28 protein-coding genes and 1 tRNA gene are annotated in these 21601 nt (G+C 61.6%); 21 read left to right on the top strand and 8 right to left on the bottom strand.

Going from position 1 to position 21601, the window contains the following annotated elements; translation table 11 throughout:
• Positions 1–252: 252 nt before the first annotated feature.
• The 7 genes from ACH196_RS10355 to ACH196_RS10385 all read left to right on the top strand — a co-directional run bounded on the left by ACH196_RS10355 (position 253) and on the right by ACH196_RS10385 (position 7100).
• Positions 253–522, top strand: a complete 270-nt coding sequence (locus tag ACH196_RS10355) for a DUF2282 domain-containing protein (protein WP_396646810.1) — start codon at positions 253–255, stop codon at positions 520–522.
• A gap of 36 nt (positions 523–558) precedes the next feature.
• Positions 559–1581: a DUF692 family multinuclear iron-containing protein gene (locus ACH196_RS10360; protein ID WP_396646811.1), complete on the top strand. Its 1023-nt coding sequence runs from the start codon at positions 559–561 to the stop codon at positions 1579–1581.
• A complete protein-coding gene (locus tag ACH196_RS10365; RefSeq protein ID WP_396646812.1) occupies positions 1568–2350 on the top strand; it encodes a putative DNA-binding domain-containing protein in 783 nt (260 codons plus the stop codon). The genes ACH196_RS10360 and ACH196_RS10365 overlap by 14 nt, the downstream gene beginning before the upstream one ends.
• Before the next feature lie 29 nt (positions 2351–2379).
• Positions 2380–2835 carry a DoxX family protein gene (locus ACH196_RS10370; protein WP_396646961.1) on the top strand — a complete coding sequence of 152 codons (456 nt, stop codon included), beginning with the start codon at positions 2380–2382 and terminating at the stop codon, positions 2833–2835.
• 33 nt (positions 2836–2868) lie between these two features.
• A complete protein-coding gene (locus ACH196_RS10375) occupies positions 2869–4167 on the top strand; it encodes an NAD(P)/FAD-dependent oxidoreductase (protein ID WP_396646813.1) in 1299 nt (432 codons plus the stop codon).
• Complete coding sequence (locus ACH196_RS10380) at positions 4157–6031, top strand: adenylate/guanylate cyclase domain-containing protein (protein ID WP_396646814.1); 1875 nt, start codon at positions 4157–4159, stop codon at positions 6029–6031. Before ACH196_RS10375 ends, ACH196_RS10380 begins: the two co-directional genes overlap by 11 nt.
• A 172-nt stretch (positions 6032–6203) precedes the next feature.
• Positions 6204–7100 carry a LysR family transcriptional regulator gene (locus ACH196_RS10385; protein ID WP_396646815.1) on the top strand — a complete coding sequence of 299 codons (897 nt, stop codon included), beginning with the start codon at positions 6204–6206 and terminating at the stop codon, positions 7098–7100.
• Here the strand turns inward: ACH196_RS10385 and ACH196_RS10390 are convergent.
• Positions 7084–7827 (bottom strand): peroxiredoxin-like family protein, encoded by a 744-nt coding sequence (locus ACH196_RS10390; RefSeq protein WP_396646816.1) that lies wholly within the window; start codon positions 7825–7827, stop codon positions 7084–7086. The two genes, ACH196_RS10385 and ACH196_RS10390, sit on opposite strands and share 17 nt — an antisense overlap.
• Before the next feature lie 411 nt (positions 7828–8238).
• Here ACH196_RS10390 and ACH196_RS10395 point away from each other — a divergent pair, with 411 nt between their 5' ends.
• On the top strand, positions 8239–8751 hold the full coding sequence (locus ACH196_RS10395) for a LysR family transcriptional regulator (protein WP_396646817.1): 513 nt from the start codon (positions 8239–8241) through the stop codon (positions 8749–8751).
• A gap of 806 nt (positions 8752–9557) precedes the next feature.
• Here ACH196_RS10395 and ACH196_RS10400 read toward each other — a convergent pair.
• The 3 genes from ACH196_RS10400 to ACH196_RS10410 form a co-directional block, all read right to left on the bottom strand.
• Positions 9558–9647: transfer RNA gene (locus ACH196_RS10400), tRNA-Ser, on the bottom strand.
• Positions 9648–9716: 69 nt separating this feature from the next.
• The gene (locus ACH196_RS10405; RefSeq protein ID WP_396646818.1) at positions 9717–10883 is read right to left on the bottom strand and encodes a tyrosine-type recombinase/integrase; all 1167 of its coding nucleotides are present in this window, start codon (positions 10881–10883) and stop codon (positions 9717–9719) included.
• On the bottom strand, positions 10880–11404 hold the full coding sequence (locus tag ACH196_RS10410; RefSeq protein WP_396646819.1) for a hypothetical protein: 525 nt from the start codon (positions 11402–11404) through the stop codon (positions 10880–10882). Before ACH196_RS10410 ends, ACH196_RS10405 begins: the two co-directional genes overlap by 4 nt.
• A gap of 112 nt (positions 11405–11516) precedes the next feature.
• On the opposite strand from ACH196_RS10410, the gene ACH196_RS10415 reads away from it, so the two are divergent.
• The 9 genes from ACH196_RS10415 to ACH196_RS10455 are packed head-to-tail and all read left to right on the top strand — an operon-like array spanning position 11517 to position 16998.
• Positions 11517–11726, top strand: a complete 210-nt coding sequence (locus tag ACH196_RS10415; protein WP_396646820.1) for a DNA-binding protein — start codon at positions 11517–11519, stop codon at positions 11724–11726.
• A complete protein-coding gene (locus ACH196_RS10420; RefSeq protein WP_396646821.1) occupies positions 11723–11941 on the top strand; it encodes a hypothetical protein in 219 nt (72 codons plus the stop codon). Before ACH196_RS10415 ends, ACH196_RS10420 begins: the two co-directional genes overlap by 4 nt.
• A gap of 29 nt (positions 11942–11970) precedes the next feature.
• Positions 11971–12504, top strand: coding sequence for a hypothetical protein (locus ACH196_RS10425; RefSeq protein ID WP_396646822.1), 534 nt, complete (start codon positions 11971–11973; stop codon positions 12502–12504).
• On the top strand, positions 12501–12716 hold the full coding sequence (locus tag ACH196_RS10430; RefSeq protein WP_396646823.1) for a hypothetical protein: 216 nt from the start codon (positions 12501–12503) through the stop codon (positions 12714–12716). Before ACH196_RS10425 ends, ACH196_RS10430 begins: the two co-directional genes overlap by 4 nt.
• On the top strand, positions 12713–13585 hold the full coding sequence (locus ACH196_RS10435; RefSeq protein WP_396646824.1) for a DUF1376 domain-containing protein: 873 nt from the start codon (positions 12713–12715) through the stop codon (positions 13583–13585). Before ACH196_RS10430 ends, ACH196_RS10435 begins: the two co-directional genes overlap by 4 nt.
• Positions 13586–13588: 3 nt before the next feature.
• Positions 13589–15244 (top strand): AAA family ATPase, encoded by a 1656-nt coding sequence (locus ACH196_RS10440; protein ID WP_396646825.1) that lies wholly within the window; start codon positions 13589–13591, stop codon positions 15242–15244.
• Between the two features lie 22 nt (positions 15245–15266).
• Positions 15267–15440, top strand: coding sequence for a hypothetical protein (locus tag ACH196_RS10445; protein ID WP_396646826.1), 174 nt, complete (start codon positions 15267–15269; stop codon positions 15438–15440).
• Positions 15437–15913: a hypothetical protein gene (locus ACH196_RS10450; RefSeq protein WP_396646827.1), complete on the top strand. Its 477-nt coding sequence runs from the start codon at positions 15437–15439 to the stop codon at positions 15911–15913. Before ACH196_RS10445 ends, ACH196_RS10450 begins: the two co-directional genes overlap by 4 nt.
• 38 nt (positions 15914–15951) lie before the next feature.
• The gene (locus tag ACH196_RS10455; RefSeq protein ID WP_396646828.1) at positions 15952–16998 is read left to right on the top strand and encodes a hypothetical protein; all 1047 of its coding nucleotides are present in this window, start codon (positions 15952–15954) and stop codon (positions 16996–16998) included.
• Between the two features lie 17 nt (positions 16999–17015).
• Here the strand turns inward: ACH196_RS10455 and ACH196_RS10460 are convergent, their stop codons facing one another.
• Positions 17016–17396 (bottom strand): DUF982 domain-containing protein, encoded by a 381-nt coding sequence (locus ACH196_RS10460; RefSeq protein WP_396646829.1) that lies wholly within the window; start codon positions 17394–17396, stop codon positions 17016–17018.
• A gap of 14 nt (positions 17397–17410) precedes the next feature.
• On the opposite strand from ACH196_RS10460, the gene ACH196_RS10465 reads away from it, so the two are divergent.
• Both ACH196_RS10465 and ACH196_RS10470 read left to right on the top strand, forming a co-directional pair.
• Entirely contained in the window at positions 17411–18046 is a 636-nt protein-coding gene (locus ACH196_RS10465) for a transcription termination/antitermination protein NusG (protein WP_396646830.1), read from the top strand.
• A gap of 176 nt (positions 18047–18222) precedes the next feature.
• Positions 18223–18402: a hypothetical protein gene (locus ACH196_RS10470; RefSeq protein WP_396646831.1), complete on the top strand. Its 180-nt coding sequence runs from the start codon at positions 18223–18225 to the stop codon at positions 18400–18402.
• On the opposite strand, the gene ACH196_RS10475 is transcribed toward ACH196_RS10470, so the two are convergent.
• From ACH196_RS10475 to ACH196_RS10485, 3 genes are all read right to left on the bottom strand, one after another.
• The gene (locus ACH196_RS10475; protein ID WP_396646832.1) at positions 18386–18634 is read right to left on the bottom strand and encodes a helix-turn-helix domain-containing protein; all 249 of its coding nucleotides are present in this window, start codon (positions 18632–18634) and stop codon (positions 18386–18388) included. The genes ACH196_RS10470 and ACH196_RS10475 overlap by 17 nt on opposite strands.
• Before the next feature lie 40 nt (positions 18635–18674).
• Positions 18675–18908 (bottom strand): hypothetical protein, encoded by a 234-nt coding sequence (locus tag ACH196_RS10480; protein ID WP_396646833.1) that lies wholly within the window; start codon positions 18906–18908, stop codon positions 18675–18677.
• Between the two features lie 488 nt (positions 18909–19396).
• Entirely contained in the window at positions 19397–19666 is a 270-nt protein-coding gene (locus tag ACH196_RS10485; protein WP_396646834.1) for a hypothetical protein, read from the bottom strand.
• Positions 19667–20664: 998 nt separating this feature from the next.
• On the opposite strand from ACH196_RS10485, the gene ACH196_RS10490 reads away from it, so the two are divergent.
• Both ACH196_RS10490 and ACH196_RS10495 read left to right on the top strand, forming a co-directional pair.
• Positions 20665–21336 (top strand): hypothetical protein, encoded by a 672-nt coding sequence (locus ACH196_RS10490; RefSeq protein WP_396646835.1) that lies wholly within the window; start codon positions 20665–20667, stop codon positions 21334–21336.
• Complete coding sequence (locus tag ACH196_RS10495; protein ID WP_396646836.1) at positions 21333–21599, top strand: P27 family phage terminase small subunit; 267 nt, start codon at positions 21333–21335, stop codon at positions 21597–21599. The genes ACH196_RS10490 and ACH196_RS10495 overlap by 4 nt, the downstream gene beginning before the upstream one ends.
• Positions 21600–21601 lie beyond the last annotated feature (2 nt).

A 21601-nucleotide genomic window follows, 5' to 3' on the forward strand; every position in this document is an offset into this window, starting at 1 on the left:
GAATCTCTATCGGCGGGTGCTCCCCTCCACCCGCCGCCGGGCTGCGTTCCGCCCCCGTTCGCGGCCCAGAAAACCCTCCGGCGCCCACCGGAGGGTTTTCCGTCTGTGCCGCCGGTTGCCGCGTAACGAATAGCGCCGCGCTATCGAAACCATGCCGAGACAGCATTTCAGACGATCGCACGGATCGGCGAATGTCGTCTCGGACAGGCAGAGAGCCGGTCAGAACGCAACCTCACAGGAAGGGACTTTTCCATGATCAACACCCGCACCCTCATCGGCTCGGCGCTTGCCGCGGCCACGTCGCTCGCCGCTTCCGGCGCCTTCGCCGGCCCCGCCGCCCAGCCCGATTTCTCGTTCGAGAAGTGCTACGGCGTGGTCAAGGCCGGCCAGAACGACTGTCAGACGGCGACGCATTCCTGCGCCGGAACCTCGACCGCCGACAACCAGGGCGACGCCTGGATTTATGTGCCGGCCGGCACCTGCGGCAAGATTTCCGGCGGCAGCAACGAACCCAAGGCCTGACCCCTGGGCGACGAAAAACGGCGGAGGAGCCAAGCGATGTCCGACATTTTCCCTTCCCTTACCATCCCGAAGGCGGCGGGCATCGGTCTTCGCTCCCGTCATATCGCCGAGATGCTGGCCCGCCGCCCCGCGGCGGGCTGGCTGGAAGTTCATGCCGAGAACTACATGGGCGAATCGGCCCAGGTCTCGGCCCTCGAGAAACTGCGCGAAACCTACGCGCTCTCCGTTCACGGCGTCGGCCTGTCGCTCGGCAGCGCCGGCGGGCTCGATGCCGACCACCTGGGGCGGCTGCGAAAAGTCTGCCAGCGTTTTCAGCCCGACCTCGTCTCCGAGCACCTTGCCTGGAGCGTCGCCGATGGCGCCTACCTCAACGATTTGCTGCCGCTGCGATACGACGACCAGGCGCTGGCCATCGTGGCGCACAATATCGACCGGCTGCAGGAAACGCTGAAGCGGCGAGTGCTGATCGAGAACCTGTCGGCCTATATCGCCTTCGCCGGTTCTACGATGACCGAGGCCGAGTTCCTCGCGGGGCTGGTGAAGCGCACGGGCTGCGGCCTGCTGCTCGACGTCAACAACGTCTTCGTTTCGGCTCATAATCTGGGTTTCAATGCCGCGGATTTCATGGCGACGCTGCCGGCTGAAGCGGTCGGCGAGATCCATCTCGCCGGGCACGCCATCAACCATGTCGGAGAAGATACCATCCTCATCGACGACCACGGCTCGCGCGTGCCGGCCGCCGTCTGGTCGCTTTACGCCGATGCCCTGAAGACGATCGGCCCGCGCCCGACGCTGATCGAATGGGACACGGAAGTGCCCGAACTCGACGTTCTGCTCGGAGAGGCAATGTGGGCCGACATGCTGTCGGCGTCGATCGCCTTCGGCCGCCGCACCGGAGCTGCGCCGTCAAAGCCAGACAGCCGCTTCTCCAGCGTCGTCGTGCCTTTCGAGCGCAGGCCCAACCGTGGGCGCATGCCGGCGCTTGCTGCCTTCGAGGCGCTGCGTCCTGCACCTGTGACCAATCCGCAAACCGGGAGCCGTCGCCATGCTGTCGCTTGAAGCCTTGCAGAAGACGATCGCCCGCTCGGTGCTCAGCGGCAACAGTTTCGGGCTTGCACCGCTGCTGGAGGCCGGACAGTTCGATCCCTATGGCAGGCTGCGCGTCTACCAGAACAACACGCGGGCCTCGCTCAGCGCGACCCTGATGGCGGTGTTCCCGGTGACGGTCAAACTCGTCGACGAGCGCTTCTTCCGTTACGCTGCCAGCGAGTTTGTCCGCCGCAATCCGCCGCGCGAGCCGCGGCTCAGCCGTTACGGCGCGGACTTTCCGGCTTTCCTGAGGACTTTCGACGGGCTCGAAGACATGCCCTTCGTCGCCGAGACGGCGCGACTCGAATGGGCAATTGCCGAGGCGCTCGACACCGCCGCGCGACCGGCCCGAACCCTGGCGGATCTCGACAGAGCAGATGCCGAGGCGACGCCGGACCTCATCCTGCAGCCGTCGCTGCGCATGCTCGTCTCGCATTGGCCGGTTCTGTCGATCTGGTCGGCGCACCAAGATGGCGGCGAGCCCGTGCATGTCGATGCCTCGCGGCGCCGCCCCGAGCGCATCGCGCTCTGGCGCAGCGGCGAAAGAGTGCGTTTCGCCCGGTTGCCCGCCGCGCAGTTCGCCTTCCGCTGTTCGCTCAAGGGTGGGCTCGGCCTGGAAAAGGCCGTCTCCCGCGCCCTTGCCCACGATCCGACGTTCGACGTGCTCGGTGCGCTGGTCGGCCTGTTCGGCGACGGCCTCGTCGCGCATGTCCGTTTCGACACAACCCCAAAAAATTGATGGAGCCTCCCGTGACCATGACCCATTCGATGCCCCTGCCGCACCGGTGCGGCTGGACAGGCCGCGTGCGCGGCCTGATCCGGATCGCCGACGCCTTTCCGCTGTCGCTGGTGCAACTTGCCAGCCGCGTGGCGGTCGCCCACGTCTTCTGGCAGTCGGCGCAGACCAAACTCGCCTCCTGGCCGGTGACGCTGCAGCTTTTCGCATATGAATACCGGCTGCCGATCCTGCCGCCCGACATCGCCGCGCCCATGGCGACCGCGGCGGAGCTTTCCGGCGCGGTGCTGATCGCGCTCGGCCTGTTCTCGCGTCTTGCGGCGCTGATGCTGCTCGGCGTCGTCGCGACGATCCAGATTTTCGTCTATCCCGACCACTGGGCCGAACATCTGATGTGGGCGTCGCTGCTGCTGCTCATCTTCGCGCGCGGCGCTGGCGTTATCTCGCTCGATCACCTTGTCGCCCGCTTGTTCCGCGGCAGGGGCTGACCCATGTTGCGGCAAGCGATCGGAGAGATGACGATGGACGCCGTGATCGAAGACATCCGGGCCGATGGAACCGAAATCTCCGGGCGGCGGCCACACGTCGTCATCCTCGGTGCCGGCTTCGGCGGCCTCAATGCGGCAATCGGTCTGCGCAACGCGCCCGTCGACGTCACCGTCATCGACCGCCGCAATTATCACCTGTTCCAGCCGCTGCTCTACCAGGTGGCGACCGCCGGCCTGTCGCCCGCGCAGATCGCCATGCCGATCCGCCGCATCCTGTCGCGCCAGAAGAACGCAACGGTGCTGATGGAGAAAGTGGAAGGCGTCGATACGGCCTCGCGCGAAGTCGTCACCGAGAACCGCCGGATCCCCTACGATTTCCTGGTGGTCGCTACCGGCGCGCGCCATGCCTATTTCGGTCATGACGATTGGGAACCCGTCGCGCCGGGGCTGAAGACCATTCCCGACGCCACTGAGATCCGCGGCCGTATCCTTGCCGCCTTCGAGCGGGCGGAGGCTACACAAGATGCCAACTTGCGTGCCGACCTGCTGACCTTCGTGGTGGTCGGCGGCGGGCCGACCGGCGTCGAGCTGGCGGGCGCCATCGTCGAACTCGCCCGCCATGCGCTCGTGCGCGATTTCCGCCACATCGAGTCGGCCACAGCCCGGGTCATCCTTGTCGAGGCCGGCGACCGCATCCTGCCGACCTTCCCCGAAGAGCTTTCCGCGAAGGCCAAGAAGCAACTGCAAAGGCTGGGGGTAGAGGTGCGGCTTGGTGCGGCGGTTACCCGCTGTGACCGCGACGGCGTCAGCCTGGCAAACGGGCACGAAATCGCCGCCGCCTCGGTCCTGTGGGCCGCGGGTGTCATGGCTTCGCGCGCCGCCAAGTGGCTCGACGTGCCGGCAGATCGCGCCGGGAGGGTAGTCGTAGATGAGCGGCTTCACGTTCCCGGCCGCGGCGGCGTCTACGTCATTGGCGATACAGCGGCAGTTAAGGGAGCCGACGGACGGTCGGTGCCGGGTGTTGCGCCGGCGGCGAAACAGATGGGCAGATACGTCGCCCGGCTCATCAAAGCGCGGCTGGCCGGATCCGACATCGAGCCTTTCCGCTATCGCGACTACGGCAACCTCGCAACCATAGGCCGCAAGGCGGCGGTGGCTGATTTCGGATGGCTGCGGCTTTCCGGATTTCCGGCCTGGCTGCTCTGGTGCTTCGCCCACCTGTTTTACCTGGTTGGCTTCCGCAACCGCATCATCGTCTTCCTCGATTGGGCCTGGGCCTATGTCACCTTCGATCGCGGCGCGCGGCTCATCACCGACCGCAATGACCGGTAGCGCGGCGCAAGCGACATCATCGCCAGGCTGGTCGTTACCGCGCGTCCGGCTGGGCCGGGCGGTGACGGGGCTGCTGCTGCTCGCCGTGCTGTCGACAGCCGCCTTCGTGCACGTCATCTGGCAACGCACCGCCAGCGCCAATGTCGAAAAGGTCGTCGCCAGCCTCGATGCGCAGAGTGTTGGCGCGGTGCGCGGCGAACTGACCTCGACGCTGGCGCTGGTCGCTTCCACCGCCGAGATCGTGCGTTCGATCCTGTTTCAGGGGGCGATCAAGGCAGATGATGAGGTCAAACGCGAATTTCTTTTCCTTTCGCTGCTGCGCGAGCAGCCGGCGATTGCCTGGATCGGCTTCGGATTTCCCGACGGCCGGTTTTTCGGCTCGCACGCGACATCCGACGGCAAGATCGAGATGCTGGAGATCGGCGCCGGTGAGCCTGGCGCTTCACGGCCGCTGCGCCGCGACATCTACCACCCAATTCCCGGCGACATTTTCTTCGAACAGCGTCTGCTCGGCAAGACCGCCTATATCCCGCTTGGCGCGCCCTGGTTCCGGCTGGGCAAGGATGCCGTCGAGCCCGTATGGACCGTAGCCGACATTCTCCCCGCAGGGTTCGAGCCATCGATCGTCGTCTCCAAACGGGTCGAGATCTTTGGAAAATTCCAGGGCGTGGTCATGGTGGCCGTCAGCCTACGCCGGCTTTCGCAAACCCTGGAAGGCCTTGATATGGCCGAGGGAAGCAAGGCCTTCGTGCTTGGCGAGCATGGCATGGTGCTCGCCACCTCGAGCCCGGACGACGGCATCATGGCCGCGCGGCTCGCCGATTACCCACGTTCCGACGCGCTGGCCGCCGCCGTCGCCAAAGCCGATGCCGAGCAGCCGGGCGGCGAATATCGCACGCTCGCCGGGAGCGACACTCTCGGGCCGGTCTTCGTTTCCTCGACGCCCCTGCCGTTCCAGCAATGGCGGCTGGTTACGGCGATCCCACGCTCGGTCTTTGCCGGCGAGATCGACCGCAACACCCGGCGCGTGCTGTTCGTCATCGTCGGCATGGCCCTGCTGGCGGCGGCCAGCGCGGTGGTGTTCGCCAACCTCCTCTTCGCGCGGCCGCTCAAGCGGCTTGCAGGCCAACTGCGGGCGGTCGAACATTTCGAGTTGGATGCAGTTCGCCACACGCCGACCTTTCTCGTTGAACTCAACGATCTGTCGCAGGCGCTGAAGCGCATGGCAGGAGGACTCTCGGCCTTTGGCCGCTATCTGCCGCTGGATGTCGTGCGCCCGCTGGTCGAAGGCGACATCGAGCCGAAGCCGGGCGGCGAACTCACCGAGATCACCGTGCTGTTTGCAGATCTGCCCGGCTTCACCGAACTGACGGAACAGCTTGGGCCGGGCGTCGAGCCGCACCTTACCAGCTTTTTGACGCTGGCGGTGGATGCGATCCACGCCGAGGGGGGGACGGTCGACAAATTCATCGGCGACGCGGTGATGGCCATCTGGAACGCGCCCAATGAGGTCCTAGACCATGCGGCGCGAGCCTGCCGGGCGGCTGCCGCGATCCGCGCCGCCATGCATGCGCGGCCGGCGATTTCGCCTGACCGTGACAAGATCCGGGTTCGGATCGGCATCAACACGGGAACTGCCCTGGTCGGCAATGTCGGTTCGGCTGAACGGCTGAGCTACACGGCGATCGGCGATACGGTGAATCTCGCCAGCCGCCTGGTCGGCGTCGCCAAGGAACATGGCGTGGAGATCGTTGTCAGCGGCGCGACGCTGCGGGCTGCCGCCGGCGTCGCCGCGTCATGTCCGCTCGGCATCACCATGGTGCGCGGCAAGGCGGTGCCGGTGGAGATCCACGCCTTGGCCTGATCGGCGACATTGCTATCGCCATGCGAGCGGGAGCAATGTTGCTTGTCGTCCTCAAGTCCTTTTGCAAATCCTTTGCCCTTGTGCTGCAAACCTGTTCCCGAAGGGTTGCTCGCTCGTATTGCGTGCGCTGGACGTCATCGAATAGGCTCCCTTGAGAGGGAGTCGGCTGCGCATGGAGATGCAGCAGGTCCGCTGCTTTCTGGCGTTATCCAGGACTCTCAATTTCACGAGAGCGGCGGAGGAGTGTCGTGTCAGCCAGCCAGCGCTCACCCGGTCGATCAAACAGCTTGAGGATGAGTTGGGCGGCGCTTTGATCCGCCGGGAGAGAGGGCACTCCCATTTGACGGAACTTGGCCGTCGGATGCTTCCTACGCTGCAGCAATGCTACGATGCGGCTGTGTCGGCGAAGGCGATAGCGCGGGCTGTGAATGACAGCGACGTCGCATCGATCAATATCGCCGTCGCCAACTGCGTGAACATGACCGTGCTGGCGCAATCCATCGCCGAGCTTGCACGATCCTTTCCAGCCGTCGAGCTGAGGATTCGGCGGGGGGCGGCATCCACCGTACTTGAGGCTCTGAAGGACGGAGAGGTCGACATCGCGATCGCCGGGCCGCTGGACCCTCGGGAACGATTGAATATCTGGCCCCTCTTTCGCGAGCAGGTCCTGGTCGCGGTCAATGTCGATCACCGATTTGGCACGCGCATGCCGCCCGATATTGCGGTGGAAGAACTCGCGGGCGAGGTCTTCTTGCGTCGCGCCGATTGCGAAATCAGGAATGACCCGAGCGGGCCGTCAGAGCGTTTTACGCCTTCGATGGAACATCAGGTCGAGACGGATCATGATCTTGTGGCTTTGCTTGACGCCAACGCCGGCGTCGCGTTCCTGTCGGCAACGGGGCCTCAATCCGCGAAGGTACGTCTGCTCAGGCTCGTGGATGTCGAGTTCTCCCGGACGATCTCCGTCTATGCGGTCGCCGGCCGCATGAGTTCGGCCGCGGTTGGATTGCTTTTGACCCTTCTGCGCGCGGCAGACTGGTCGCCGTTGGGTGTCAGCGAGCCTGCCTGACTGCCGCGAGCATCTCCTCGATCTCCATGCGACGCCTGTGATCGGGATCCACGTAGCGGGCAACGATGATGCCGTCGCTGCCGACCACAAACGTTGCCGGGATGGGCAATAGCCATGCGGAATTGCCTTGGTAGCGCGGGAGATCGATGCCGGCTTCCGCCATGATCCTTTCCATTTCCAGTCCGATCCAGATGACCAGATCCAGGGACAGCGCGTATCCGTTGGCGGCATCGGTTAGAAAGGGAAAACGCGCCTTCGCACTCGCCTTCAAAATTCTGGAATATTTCGCATGCTCTGGAACGATTGCAACGAGCTGTGCGCCCAATCCCTCGATTTCGTCCTGCACTGCGGCGACGCTTACCGCGGTCAATCGGCAATAGGGACACCAATGCCCACGCTGGAAGGTGACGACGAGCGGTCCTCGTCGCAGCAGATCCGCGAGCCTGACCACCTTGCCGTTCTCGTCGGGCAGCACGAAGCCGGGCAGCATCTGCCCCACTTCAGGCGTGGAATGTCCGACGTCATTGTTCTTCAGGCGTGTCACAAGCCGGCCGATCGCCTCCGCCTGTTGCGGACGAAAGCGCTGGACCGCATCGGCGATCAATCCCAGACGATGCTGCAGCGGCGCATCGAGTTCGATGGCCGCCTGCACCGCTTGCGCCAACGGCGGCATCCCCTGTTCCAGTGTCAACCCCGCGATCCTTTTCGCCTGACGCAGAAGTACCATGGTACAGCCTTGCCACTTCTCGCAAGCGTGGGCACGACGGATAAGCTCGGCGCATCGCTGCCGGGCAAGCCCCGGTCGCTCCGCAGCGCATCGGGACTATCTTGGTTTGGAAGCATTCCGGTTCCCCTGGCGTCCCGGTGCGCATCCGCGCGCTGCCCTGCTTCGCCAAGCGGCCTGTCGATGCGAGTAGACGAAAAAGACGGCGTTGGCCTTCCGGTCGAAGGCAGATTGTCATCGGGCATCCCATCCTCCCTCGGCGATTGCACCGCTTTCAGCTCGCTCTGGAAGATGCTCGACACCCGTCCAGCGATAAAATGCCATCCTGCTATCGAAACCATGCGGTCTTGGTATTGGCCGGTGTGGCCTCTCGCGGAATAAAACAGCGGTGTCCAATAAGGGCTGGAGGGCGCCATGGACATTCATCACATCCGCTATTTCCTGGCCGTTTGCGAGACGCGCAACTTCACGTGGGCGGCCAAGCGATGCAATGTCACGCAGCCTGCGCTGTCCCGCGCCGTTCAACAGCTCGAGGACGAAGTCGGCGGCCTCCTCTTCCGACGCGAGCGCAATCTCAGACGTATCACCGACCTGGGCGCCTTGCTTCGTCCGCGGTTCCAGCAGATCGTCGACGAACTGACGAGCGTCCGTAACGAAGCTTCGCAATTCCTCTGCCTGGACGATGCTCACCTGAAGGTTGGCGTCATGTGCGCGATCGGCCCCCGGCGGTTCACTGGCCTTCTCACCGATTTCAACCGCCGGCACGGCGGCATCCGACTGCAGCTCATCGAAGGCGTTCCCGACAAGCTCTCGGCCATGATCGAGGCGGGGGATATTGACGTCGCCACTATGTCGACAAGCGGTTCCTTGATGCGGCAGGTTTGCCTCGTCACGGTCGCGGGGCGGCGTTTTTGCCGGCGGTCCTGACATTCGTCAACGCCGTCAAATCATATGGTTGGGCGGAGGGAAACGCTGTTCAAGTTCCACAACGCTCAGCGGCGAAAAAATCCGGGCTAGATACTGACACACACTGCTAGCCAGCACTGGCAAACCGCCGGTTCGCAGGTCGACTGGTAGGAGAATCCGCAGATCGATAGCCCATCTTGCTCAGTATTCCTCTACGGAATATTGCTGTCCCGACTACATCAGTCGTCCTGCTCTTAACCTAGAAAGAGTTCACAAGTCGCCTATTCAGATTGGAAAACGCCAGAATTCCTTAGCCCAGTCGGCTGTGCCAATGTCCGCTTGCAAACCTAAGATACCAAAAGTTGACAGTCCGCAATCCGCCCGAAACTGTGGGAAAACGCTACGCCTCATCGAGAAAACAGAATATTATTCTCGACGAGCGCTTTAAAGCACCCGAATGATAGTTCCGTTCTCGGTCTGGGCCGATCCGGGAATTGCATTCTTCATCTATGACTTAACCTCGAGTTCCCACACAGGCTGCGCCCCATTGCGGACGCAATACCTGCCCGACTTTCATACGGCCTTCACCAGTCGCATCGTCTTTGGTGCACGAAAACCATGCTGAGCCGCGACTTTTTCTCGTGTGAATCTTGCAGATGCCGGCTCGGAAATTACGCTGCCTGGTTTTCATCGATATCCCGGAACAGGCTCAGCCACACCCAATGGCCTATTGGGTAAAGCCACCGAGCAGATCGGGCGCAGCGCTGGGGCCAAGACGGCACCCATGCGAATAACACTCGTAAATTCAAATTGTTGATAGGTTACGCTGGCGGAGAGGGGGGGATTCGAACCCCCGATACCCTTGCGAGTATGCCGCATTTCGAGTGCGGTGCATTCAACCACTCTGCCACCTCTCCAAGTCCTTGAGAACGTTCACAAAATCGGAAAGGCGACTGTGGTTGAAATCGCCGGTTGCTACCGAATTGCTACCGAACGTCCTTGGACGCGCGCCTCTCTAGCGCGACCTGTAGGGCGTCGTCAACGCGCGATGCGGCATCTTCCTGCATTCCAGGCAGCACATGGCTGTAAAGATCGAGCGTGATCCCGACACGCGAATGCCCGAGCCGTTCCGACGCCACCTTCGGGTGCACGCCGTTGACAAGCATATGGGTGGCGTGGGCGTGCCGCAGATCATGGAACCGCACGCGCGGCAGTTCCATCTTGCCGACCGCCTTCATCCAGTACTGTGTCAGGCTGCGGGGCTGCAACGGCTCGCCATCCTCGCGGGCATAGACGAAGTTCGCTTCCGTCTGCCGGATGCCGATCCGCAAAAGCTCCTCCGCCTGGCGCAGACGGTGCACGCGCAGTTCCTCCAGCACGGTAGGCGAAAGGGCCACCGCGCGCCCCTTGCCCGACTTCGGCGGCTTGTACCGCACGCCCTCCTTTGTCTGCTCGGCGCTTTCAACGATCGAAAGGCTCCCTTTGTCGAAGTCGACGTTGCGCCATCGCAGCGCGACGATCTCGCCGCGTCGAAGTCCGCACAGGACGCCGAGCACGATCGGGATAAGCATCCGGGTTCCGCGAACGCTCTCGACCAATTCGGCCGTCTGGGGCATGTCGTAGGTGTTCATGGTGCCGCGCTCGACCTTTGGCGGGCTCACGGCATCGGCCGGGTTGCGGTTGAGCAGTTCCCATTTCACGGCCTGCGCCAACGCGTGCTTGATCAGCCGGTGCATATAGACCACCGTTGTCGGCGCCAGACCCCCCTCCCCTTTGCGTCGACCCGACGCCAAAGCAGTCGCGTAGGCGTCGGAAATCTTCGCTGGTTTCAGCTTGGTGAGAATGACTGAACCGATCAGCGGCACGATGTTCTTACGCACGATCTCCGAATAGCGCTCGTGCGTGCGCGGGGAGACCTGTGATTTCATATGAGTGAGCCAGCGCTCCAGATACTCCCCGAAAGCGAGCTTGCTCGGCTCGAGGTAGTTGCCGCCGCGAATTTCGGCGATCAGCCTGGCGCACTCTTCTTCGGCCTTGCGGCGGGATTTCGTTTCAAAGGTGTGCCACTTGCGTTTGCGCTTGCCGTTCTCGTCGTAGACATCGAGTACGATTGCCCATTTGCCGGGGCTGCGCTCGAAAACGTGACCTTTCATTTCTCGCCTCCCTTTTCGCGTCGCTTCGCATCCGCCGCTTGGGCAATCCTCTCCATTGCTTCTGGCGACTCTCTAAATGTTTCAAAGAGGGATCGGCCGTTCAGAAAATCGGAGACCTTTTTCGCCCAAGTCATCTGTTCTTCGAAACTTGTTTCGCCGTCTGACATAGCCCCAGATTTAAGAGTTACCTCCACGATCTTGTCATATAAATTGTAGAAATCTATGAATAACTGCCGACCAAGATGACGCAACTCTTCTATTTCATCCGGGTCTCTCGGCCTTTCAACAAGTGTTTCATCGGCCATAAGCGTGACACTGTCCAGAAGTGACTTCATCCGCTCTGTGATCTCGGGCTTCGCCTGTTCCTGAAATAATGCGAGCGCACAAAGCCGCCTGATGGCCTCGGATTTCGAGGGCACGCGATTTTGGTACCGCCAAGCGTCGATCGCTTCGAGTTCCTCCTTCGTGATGACCATCTGGAGGCGCTCACTGTCGCTTTTGCCAAGTTTCGGTCGCGGCATCCCGTTGCGTCCCTTCCTTTCCGAATGATGTGAAAATTACACACGAAACCGTTGCACGCAAGAAAATTCATGCTAGCGTGTGTAAGTTACACATTAAACGGGACTACTTGCTTTGACGGTAGATGAAGCCCTCACCCATGCGACCCTGCCAGTTCAGACGGCAGGCCACGTGTTTTTCGGATTGGCGCGAAACGCGTCCTACGAGGCCGCCAAACGTGGCGACTTCGAAACCATCAAGATAGGCGGGAAGATCGTGGTTCCGGTGGCACCGATCGCCGCCCGCCTCGGGCTTCAGATGAAAATCGGTACCCGCGCAGCATGATCCGCCGGTTCCGCCGCACCTGTACCGAAGACGGCACATGGATCGTGGTTGATCCGGCGACCGGACTTTCCACCTCGGCCCGTCATCTGCTCGACGCCATTGCCGATCTGCGCCGCCATGCGCTCGCGCGGGGCGCGCAACACGCGCGTGCACGCGAGGCGCATCCGATAAATGTTTCCATGCCGACAACGTTTGCGGGATGGAAACACTTATGAGCCGGGGACTTGGACGCATCGAACGGGCCGTGGCCGCCGTCTTTGAAGCTGAACTTGACGACGCCTTCTCCGTGGAAGATTTGGTCGACCGTGTCTTCCACGGCGTCAATCGCGTCGAGAAGAAACATCGGGTCTCTCTCATCCGCGCTGCGAAAAGGACCTGCGCGCGGCTGGATTGGACTTGGTGGAAAGCTGAAACAGCCGGCGGCACGCTGGTGTTTTTCAACCGCTACAGCGTCATGTCGTATGGCACAGCGCGGTTGAAAGCCGACGTGCATCAATACTACCGGACGAATGATCCACGCCTCCGGCACATGGCTTGGCTGATCGCGACGCCGAAGAGCATTCGTGAACGACTGGAGCCGGGCGGCAAGAGCAATCACCTCGTGGTCGAAGGTGGACCTTGGTGGCGGCATGTCCAGATCAACATTGCTGACCGCGACGGCGACCAGTCCGAACGGGCGGTGCGGCTGAGAGAGGAGCAAGCCCGCGTCCACGCGGCTTACAAAGCCGATGCCGCTCGACTCGCGACGGTGCTGGCGGGCAGGAGGCGCGCGGCATGAGGCGCGACGAAGAGATACAGGCCGCGCTCGATGCCTGGGAAGCGTGGCGACGCTGCAAGGCGAAATCCGACACCACGATGTCCTTCGCCGACTGCCACGACACGGCACAGGCGTGGGTTCGCTTTCAGAACCTCTACCTCGGCGGCAATAGCAAGCTGACGGCAGTGCCGACACCTTCGGCGACGATCCTACCGTTTGGAGGCTCGGCGTGAAGGCAAAGGCGCGGCGCGTCGACTACTACCCTGATGAGTACATAGCGGGAGTAGGCGGCGCCCTGGATGCGGTGGAACAGGGTGTCTATTGGATGATCTGCTCGCTGATAATGTCGGAAGGAGGCGCGATCGAACAGAACGATCGGAGGCTTGCCGGCCTGTGTCGCATGCGTCCCGCCGATATCCGACGGACCGTCGAACGTCTTCTGGAGCGCGGCAAAATCCACCGGGGCGACGACGGCAAACTGTTCCAGAAACGTGCGCAAAGTGAAGTCGAAAAGAGTCTAAACCGTATTCAAACTGCAATCGAAAACGGTTCAAACGGTGGGCGACCAGCGAAAAAAGGCAAACGTTTTCAACAAAAACACGAACCAAACGGTTCTTTTTCTGCGGAAGCTAACCACCAACCACCAACCACCAACCTATCAGAAGATGATTTCGCTAAAGCTCAATCATCCACGCGACGATCATCAAAAACCAAGCCAGCAACCGAATCGGCGAAGTCAATCGACGCGCCAGTCGGGAGCGGCAACGGGTCAGCGGAAGATCGGTTCTGGTCGATGGCTGCCGAAATGGAAGCCAAGGGCATCGGGCGGACGGTGCTCGGGAAGCTGGCGACCCTGTACGGCGGCGACTTCACGTCGGCGATAGGTGCTCTGGAAAGTGCGAGGCTAGCGAAGGTGCCTCGGGCCTACCTCGGGAAGGTCATCAACAATCTGGAAAAGGCGAACGGACCTGCCGGGACCGGCGGAATTCCGGCGTGGGTCTTGGAAGCTCGCGCGGCAGGGTACCCGGTCGACCGCGAAGACGGCCGCTGGCGATTTTGCGGCGGGCTCTACGATGACCAGAAGCAGCAAGTCGGGATGTGATGCGTGAGCTACGAGAACTCGGAATCAACGTCCCCGATCGGCTCGGCGAACACCGGACAACCTGCCCGGCCTGCTCTCCCCGGCGGAAGAAAAAACGGGACCGATGCCTCGCCGTCAAGGTCGAGCGCGACGGGGCAACGTTCTTCTGCCACCACTGCGGGCACAGCGGCGGGGTTCGCGCCGGGCAAGCTGACGGCGGACGCGCTGGCCTTCGCGGAAAAGGTCAGGAAGATCGACGCGGAGACTTTGGCGCTGCTCGGCGCCGCCTCCGGTACGGCATACTTCCCTCGTAGGCTCGAACGCAAAAGCTCGGCGATCTTCTTCCCCTACATGCTCGACGGGAAGGTCGTGAACTGGAAGGCGTGTGCCTATCCGGAGAAGGATTTCATCGGGCAGAAGGGCGGCAAGCTTTGCTTCCTGAACCTTGACCGGGTGCTCGCCGCGCCGCCGGGCGATGTCTACATCGTCGAAGGCGAATGGGACATGGCCGCGCTCGTCCAGGCCGGCATTTCGATCGATTATGTGATGTCTGTTCCGAACGGCGGTCGAGATCGTCACCGCGACGACGGCGAGGAAAAGCCTGAAGACGAGAAGCCGGCCGGATACGGCTATGTCGAGGAAGCGTTCAAGCTCGGTCTCGGCAAGCACAAGCGTTTCATCTGGTGCGGCGACGCGGACGAAACCGGCTATGCGCTGCGGCAGGACATGGCGAAGCTCTTCGGCCCCGCCAAGTTCTGGTTCATCGGCTGGCCGGACGGCTGCAAAGACGCCAACGACATGCTGCGCACGGACGGCGCTGACGATCTCCTGGATCGCGTCCAGTTCGGTGCGCAGCCGTGGCCGGTCGACGGGCTCTTCGCACTGTCGGAACTGCCGGAGATGACGCCGATCCGTCCTTGGACGGTTCCGAAGCTTCCGGGCTGGAATGGGAAAATCCTGCTCGCGCCGTCGACCATGAGCGTTGTCACGGGGCATCCGGGCCACGGCAAGACTGCGTTGATGGCGCAAGTCTGGGCGGACATCGCCGACATGTACGGGCTGGTCGTGGCGGTGGCGACATTCGAAACGCGGGCGAAGCCGCATTACCGGCGCATCCTGCGGACGCTGCACAGCGGTCGGCGTGAAGTCGAAATGTCGGCGGAAGAGAAATCCCGCGCCGATCATTGGATCAACGATCATTACCGCTTCATGGTCCATCCGGATCAGAAGCCGACGCTCGACTGGTTGCTCGACATGGCCGAAGTCGCCGTCGTGCGCCACGGCGCGAAGGTTATCCAGCTCGATCCGTGGAACCGGCTGGAAAGCAGCCGCGACCATCGTGAGACCGAAACCGAATACATTGGCCGCTGCCTGACCGCGATCTACAAGTTCGCGCAGGACATGGGCGTCCATTTTCAGGTGCTCGCGCATCCGGCGAAGATGGACGGGCCGCGCAAGGGTAGCGCGCCGGAACTCGACGATATCGCCGGTTCCAAGCATTGGGATAACCGGGTCGATCAGGGTTTCGTCGTGCATCGCCCGAAACTGTTCGATCAGGGCCAGCGCTGCACCGACGCGGTGATCTACCACAAGAAAACCCGGTTCGAAGAACTCGGCCACCCCTGCAAGCTGCACGTCAATCTCAACCTCCAGAGCGGGAGGTTCGAAGATGCAGTCTGACTCCCGTTTCACGCATGCCGAAATGGCCGAAGAGCTGGAAAAGCTGCTTTGGTCGAAAGCGACCTGGCTGGCCGATTTCGAGGGCGGCAAGGCCAAACGTCCGGATTGGGAAATAGAGATACGGCGGCACGAACACGCCGTCTTGAAACAGGCGGCAGCCGATTATCGGCGCGCGATTGAAAGGAGATCAGCATGATGGAACAAGACATCGTCGACTTCTGCAACGAAGCCCACAAGCTGGAAAGGATGGCAGAGGGCTACCTTGCAAAAATGTCGGCGGGAACGTTGGCGCGGCTTCGCGGCTTCATTCGCAGCGAATTCGAAACTCCCCATGCAGACATCGCACCCGGCCAAAAGTTCTTGGCCGAAATGATCGACATTGAGATCGCGGCTCGGGAACACAACCCAACATGGAACTTCGAAAATGCGATCTCGACATACCTTGTAGAGGCGGGCAAAGCGCAGGGCCAGCTAGTCGATACGCTGATAGCGATGCCGGCGGAAGATTGGGATCGCGCGGCGGAGATCATCAGCAACTGGATTGAGCGTGGTTCCTCGGAAGCAACGAGCTACGTGCGTGTCCTCGAAGAGGTGGCTTACGAGCGAGGGCGCATAGCTGCAAATTCCATGTCCATTGGCCGCACCGATGACGTGGAGCTACCGTTCTGATGACCACGCCAGCGAATCCTATCCGCCGCATAGAGCCGGTGTCGATCTCCGGCCTGAAGCCGCACAAGCCGACGACGGGCATACCGATCGTCGAATACGTCAATCCGCGCTCGCTCTATGTCGATCCGGCCTATCAGCGGTCGATCGGTGAGCGCGGCCTTCGGCAAATCAGGAACATCATCGAGGCGTTCGACTGGTCGAAATTCAAACTGCCGACGTGCGCCTATGGCTCGAACTTCGCCGGGGAGACGGTCCTGTTCGTCCTGGACGGGCAGCACACCGCGATAGCCTGCGCGTCACATCCGGATATCGACACGATCCCGGTGGCGATCGTCGAAGCGCCCATGACGGTCGAGGCGCAAGCGGATGCCTTCATCGGCATCAACCGCGATCGACTCAACGTCACGCCGCTCCAGTTGCACGTCGCGGCGGTCGCGGCCGGCAAAGATGATGCCGTCGCCATTGAGCGGACTTGCCAGCGTGCCGGCGTTGAACTGCTGCGCGGCACGCCTGGCAGCGGCCGGTTCAAGGAACGGCAGACAATCGCGATCACCGCCATAGGCCAGCTTATCGGCCGGCGTGGCGAAAACGGCGCGGTCGCCGCGCTCTCGTTGCTACGCATGACGGGTCTGGCGCCGATCGCCGCGCACCACATCAAGGCGGTCGATATGCTGCTCTACGACAAGGAGTTCTGTGAGCAGATTGCCTCTGACGATCTGGTCGACGCCATCGATGACGGCATTGAGGCGCTGATCGAGGATGAGGCGCGGCTGTCGGCGAAGACGCATCGCGTGCCGTTCTGGAAGGCCCTCGGCAGCGCGTGGTTCCGCAAGTGCCGGAAGCGTCGAGGTCGCCAACATGGGTTGCCGGAAAACCCAAGTTCTGAAACCGGGTCGCGATCGGACCCGGTAAGGGTTTCGGAAAAACCCATTGGTGCGCCGCAGGTCGCCGCCGGACCCACGGCCACGAAGCACCGAACCATCGTTCCGTTCGCGCCGGCCTCGCCGCAGCGCAACGTCACAGCCGCCGTGATGGGCGATCCTGAGCCGGGACGGTCGGCGCTCGATGAACGGAGGCCGGCTTGATGTACTTTACGAGACTCTCAGGCGTGGCTAGCACGACCGCTCAAAACAGCCGGCGGAACGAAGTCATCCTCGATCAGGATGTCCTTCTTCCGGGCAAACGCAGCGAAAACACCCCGTGCGGTTTTAGCTTCGATGTCGCCGAGAAGTGCGGCCTTACAGGCGCGGGTTGCTGCCCGCTGCTCGGGACAGTCGCCGGGATAATCGAGCAGGAATTGGTACGCGTCGACGACGCTGTTCAACTGACGGGGAAAGCCAAGTCCGACGAAAACACGGATGGGCTTTTCGAAATCGTTCGCGAGCACTTTGACCTCCTTGTCTCTTGGGCCGGTGACCCGGCACGGGCGCGCCGCTTGATTGCGGCGTGGCAAAAATTTGCGGTCAAAGTTTTCAGTTTTCAAGAGGCCAAAAACGCATGAAGATCACAATTCCCGGCTGCGCTACGATCACGGTGGCGGACCGTCGCTGGTTCGTCCTGCGCATGATGACGACGTTTGATCTGAGCTTGCGCGCCGGCACAACCGATCTGGTGTTCGCAGACCTCAAGGCGCTCGGCTATGACGCCTATGTGCCGCGCCGCCGGCTGGACAAATGGAATCGGCAGAAACGGGTCATGGCCGAATGGTCCGAACCGTTGATGCCCGGATATCTGTTCATCGTCCATCCTCGGCCTGGGAAGGCGGTCGACGACTGGTCGGAGGTTCGCGGCATCAAGGGCGTCCTCGGCCCGCTCGGCGATAGCGACAAGCCGCTGCTGATCCCGTCCAAGGTGGTCGAGGTTATGATGTCGGAGGAATTCGCGAGCACCTATGACGAGACGACGGCGGGGCGGCGCGTGCGCGGCGAAACCGATCGGCAGCGACTGGAAAAGCGCTTTGCGCCGGGCAAGCGGTTCATGATCGATGACGGGCCGTTCGCCAGCTTCGTCACGGAAATCGAAGAGATGACGCACGAGAACCGCGTCAAGGCGCTGGTGAAAATCTTCGGGCGCCTGGTGGTGGTCGATCTGGAGATCGGACAACTCGGCGAAGAGAAGCCGAACGCTGCGTGATAGCGCATTTGTGCACAGCCGCACGAAGCCGTTGCGCGATTCTTGCAAATCGCTTATATGTGCTCGCGGACGATCACGCTTGACCGATTGGGGGCCTTTAGGGCACTTCCAGCGAAGCGAACCCAGCCCGGCAAATCTGCACGGGCGCAATGGGTTTGCATGTCCAGAAAGCAGACATGACTGACATCGAAATCGCGCCGGAAGCCGCCGCGCTCGCACAGGTCAACCCGACCGTGGCGAAGATGATCCGGTCGGGTGAATTTGATGCCTGGCCGAACGTGCAGGGTGCTCTGAACGCTATTCGGCTCGCACAAGGCGACGATGCCGGACGAAAGAGGTCTAGTCCTTCGGCCTGATCTTGGCCCCGTTCCAAACCATTTCTTCATCTGCAAGGTGGTCCAGCCCGTAGAAAGCGGCGATGCAGGCGAGAGCAACAGTCTTCGGTATCTCGACAGCACGGTCATCTTCACGGCGGGAACCGCGCTCGTAGTTCTCAACGGAGCCGCGCGACACGCCGATCGTCTCAGCGGCCTTGGTCTGGCTGAAACCCATGTGCTTGCGCCATGTTCTGAAATCTTCTGATGTCATGGTTCGAATCGTCCTCCCGCGCCCAGATTAAGCGGTGCGATTAGTTGATGTGTGGTCCCCTGGGGACATGTGTTGACGCCAGGCTCTCGATCTCGCGCACCATATCGACGAGGGTGCGATTGTTACCGGTGATGCGGCTGAGTCGCTCCGCCTCAGCGAGCGCATAGTAGACGATGTTCACCAGATCGGCGGAGTAGTCGCCGGGATGCATCTTCGGTTTGATCCCGTCGACCAGTTTTCTGATGGGTTCGATGTTTGTGGCGATGGGCTTCACAGGTGGAACTTCATTGACCGGGTCGGCGCAGCGGTGGAGCGTACCAAATCGTGCAGATGCTGGTCCGGTTGTTGATGCCGCCGTAGAACGCCGACGAAATCTTCCGGGAGCCAACTCGCTTCGCCAAGCGGGCTCTCTCACCCATATAGACCGAGTCTCCGACAGCCCACATCCAATCAACTCGCGGTTTGTTTGGAACCCACTTGATCTTAACCAGATGCGTCGGAGGTCCTGGAGGCCCGTAGTCCAGGCGGCAGTTGATCGCAGCCGGCCTCATTGCATTCGCTTTCATCTGACGAGTTTCACGCTCAGCAGTACCAATAGGTACCCATGAGCCTGCATCATCGTTGGCGTAGTCAGACATACAACCTGCCAAAAGAATTCCGAAGAGTGGCAGGAAAGCGGCTCCAGCTAGCCGGCGGCGTTTGAACACGGCATCCCCCCTTGCCAATAGGCTGAGCATCGCATCGCCGCCCATGCCCCACAAGTCACGAGCCCACCGTCCGCATCCCCGTAGCCCTGAAGCCGCGGCCTACCGCGCACTCTACAAAGATCCCCGTTGGTGCGGCGAGCACGGCGTCCGTCGGCAAGCCTTCGTCCGAGACTTGTTCACCTGTCAGCGCTGCAAGTGCATCGTCATCGAGGGCAATCGGCATCATCCGCAAGCCGCTGTCGCGCACCACAAAATCAAGCATCGGGGCGACCCGAAACTGTTCTTCGACCTGGACAACGTCGAGACAGTCTGCAAGCTCGACCACGACACGCTGATCCAGCGCGAGGAAGCGCGCGGCTACGTCATAGGGTCAGACATCAATGGTCGACCGCTTGATCCCGGTCATCCTTGGAATAGATGACCGAACGGTGCCGCGCAGCTATGCGTGGTCAACGGATAGAACCGCTACCACGGACCGGTTTATTGAGCTCGATGATAGGCCCCGTAGGTTGTCTCGAAATAGTTTTCCGGGAGTTCTAGTCCGACGGTTTTCGCCATTTCGACCAGCATTTGAGAGCGGAAATTAAGAGCCTTGCAAGAGCCTCCAAAATACCACCACCATCCCGCTTGAGCGGAACCATAGGTATACCGCGTTTGCGTGAAGCCGCCGGGGGCTATAGTGCCCCAATGTGCACGGCTCTCATTCAAGCTGTCCGGATTTGAGTCGCTTGGTTCATTTCTTTTCGGCGTGAGTCGTATTGTGGCGGGTCCGCAATCCAACGGTATCTGCGACGAATTCTTAAGCGTGAACAGAACCTCATTTGGTCCAACCTCCACGCGATCTTCGACCGTTGGATGCGACCGCTCAATAAGCACCACCACTTGCTCCCGAGCGGAGAACTCCTCGGACTGCATGGTCCTTGCCCGTACCTGATCTGTCAGGGTTCGGAAGGCTAATTCCGTTTCACCCAAGCGTTGGTTTACCTTTCAATCTCGGATCGAACCGTAAGGGTAATCAATATTCCAACGAGAGGAATGACAACGACGTTGCATATCGACAGTGCAACCTCGACCTTTTTGAAGAAATCGGCGCGCGCCACGTCAGCCCCCAAGATGCCCGTAAACACGCGCGACCTTTAGCACCCAACATTTGTGGCGGGTAGACGGGAGGGGGAGGGTCGACCGCAATACGGCTTCGTTTCCCGGACCCGTGTGTCCCCTGCCTGTGCACCAAGAGCAATTTTGAAGAGGGGGGTTTCCGAAAAGAGGTGCATCGGAAACCGTTTAATGCTATGTTTTCACTAGGTTTTTCGGGGTGACGACATGGAAAAAGTGGTGCGCGGAAAGTATGGGGTTTCGCGTCCGGTGACCAAGCGGACTGTGACGCGGGCATTCGGCGGCGAGACGGCCTTGCATGCGCTTCGCGATGCGGGCTGGGGTCAAGGCCGTGAGTGCTTCGGCTTCAATAAAGGTCAATTCAGTTTCATCGACCTGATCGAGGCGGCGGGGCACTGGACCGGGCCGGCGCACGCGACAATCGCGACCTGGACGGCGGCGACCGCCGATATGTCGAGAATCGAAGCCTGGATGAAGCGGCAAGCGTTGCTGTCGGTCACATGGCTGGTCGACTATTCGTTTGAAACCCGGCAGCCGGCCTTCTGCGCGCAGCTCCGCGAAACCTTCGGCGACGACTGCATCCGAACGACGGCGTCGCACGCGAAGTTCGTGCTTATGAAGGCGGACGGGTGGCGCGTGGTCGTCCAGTCGAGCATGAACCTCAATCAGAATAAGCGACTCGAAAACTTCTGGATCGCCGACGATCCGGACCTGTTCGATGCGTATAGCGGCCTCGTCTCGGAAGTGTTCGCGGTGCAGGGACCGGGCGATGGGTTCGGCGAAAAGCCGGCGGTTCGCCGTGCTGAATTCGGCGCGCTCGGCGAGGGTCGCAAGTCGTCTTTCTTCGAAGTCACCAAGGGAACGGACCTCCTCCTATGAGCGATGACCTCGGCGAGATCGGCAAGGCAAAGCTCGCCGAAGTGAAAAAGTCATGGGGCCGCGATTGCGAAGGGTCTGAGACCGACGCGCTGATCGACTATTGCCGGCTGTTCGAACGGAAGGCGAAGGCGGACGACAAGCTCCGGGAGCATGGCGAACTGGTCGCCGGCCCCAATGGCTTCCCCGTCGAAAGCCCGTGGCTGGCGGTCTCGATGAAATGCGGGACTGAGATGCGCCGCATCGCAAAGGAACTCGGCGGATGACG

The sequence above is a fragment of the Mesorhizobium sp. IMUNJ 23232 genome (genome assembly GCF_044326205.1).
GTDB lineage: Bacteria > Pseudomonadota > Alphaproteobacteria > Rhizobiales > Rhizobiaceae > Kumtagia.

Bases quoted from the DNA above. Each gene is read 5' to 3' on its own strand.
- ACH196_RS10355 (WP_396646810.1), top strand. From the start codon at position 253: ATGATCAACACCCGCACCCTCATCGGCTCGGCGCTTGCCGCGGCCACG.
- ACH196_RS10360 (WP_396646811.1), top strand. From the start codon at position 559: ATGTCCGACATTTTCCCTTCCCTTACCATCCCGAAGGCGGCGGGCATC.
- ACH196_RS10365 (WP_396646812.1), top strand. From the start codon at position 1,568: ATGCTGTCGCTTGAAGCCTTGCAGAAGACGATCGCCCGCTCGGTGCTC.
- ACH196_RS10370 (WP_396646961.1), top strand. From the start codon at position 2,380: ATGCCCCTGCCGCACCGGTGCGGCTGGACAGGCCGCGTGCGCGGCCTG.
- ACH196_RS10375 (WP_396646813.1), top strand. From the start codon at position 2,869: ATGGACGCCGTGATCGAAGACATCCGGGCCGATGGAACCGAAATCTCC.
- ACH196_RS10380 (WP_396646814.1), top strand. From the start codon at position 4,157: ATGACCGGTAGCGCGGCGCAAGCGACATCATCGCCAGGCTGGTCGTTA.
- ACH196_RS10385 (WP_396646815.1), top strand. From the start codon at position 6,204: ATGGAGATGCAGCAGGTCCGCTGCTTTCTGGCGTTATCCAGGACTCTC.
- ACH196_RS10390 (WP_396646816.1), bottom strand. From the start codon at position 7,827: ATGGTACTTCTGCGTCAGGCGAAAAGGATCGCGGGGTTGACACTGGAA.
- ACH196_RS10395 (WP_396646817.1), top strand. From the start codon at position 8,239: ATGGACATTCATCACATCCGCTATTTCCTGGCCGTTTGCGAGACGCGC.
- ACH196_RS10405 (WP_396646818.1), bottom strand. From the start codon at position 10,883: ATGAAAGGTCACGTTTTCGAGCGCAGCCCCGGCAAATGGGCAATCGTA.
- ACH196_RS10410 (WP_396646819.1), bottom strand. From the start codon at position 11,404: ATGCCGCGACCGAAACTTGGCAAAAGCGACAGTGAGCGCCTCCAGATG.
- ACH196_RS10420 (WP_396646821.1), top strand. From the start codon at position 11,723: ATGATCCGCCGGTTCCGCCGCACCTGTACCGAAGACGGCACATGGATC.
- ACH196_RS10430 (WP_396646823.1), top strand. From the start codon at position 12,501: ATGAGGCGCGACGAAGAGATACAGGCCGCGCTCGATGCCTGGGAAGCG.
- ACH196_RS10445 (WP_396646826.1), top strand. From the start codon at position 15,267: ATGGCCGAAGAGCTGGAAAAGCTGCTTTGGTCGAAAGCGACCTGGCTG.
- ACH196_RS10450 (WP_396646827.1), top strand. From the start codon at position 15,437: ATGATGGAACAAGACATCGTCGACTTCTGCAACGAAGCCCACAAGCTG.
- ACH196_RS10465 (WP_396646830.1), top strand. From the start codon at position 17,411: ATGAAGATCACAATTCCCGGCTGCGCTACGATCACGGTGGCGGACCGT.
- ACH196_RS10470 (WP_396646831.1), top strand. From the start codon at position 18,223: ATGACTGACATCGAAATCGCGCCGGAAGCCGCCGCGCTCGCACAGGTC.
- ACH196_RS10475 (WP_396646832.1), bottom strand. From the start codon at position 18,634: ATGACATCAGAAGATTTCAGAACATGGCGCAAGCACATGGGTTTCAGC.
- ACH196_RS10490 (WP_396646835.1), top strand. From the start codon at position 20,665: ATGGAAAAAGTGGTGCGCGGAAAGTATGGGGTTTCGCGTCCGGTGACC.
- ACH196_RS10495 (WP_396646836.1), top strand. From the start codon at position 21,333: ATGAGCGATGACCTCGGCGAGATCGGCAAGGCAAAGCTCGCCGAAGTG.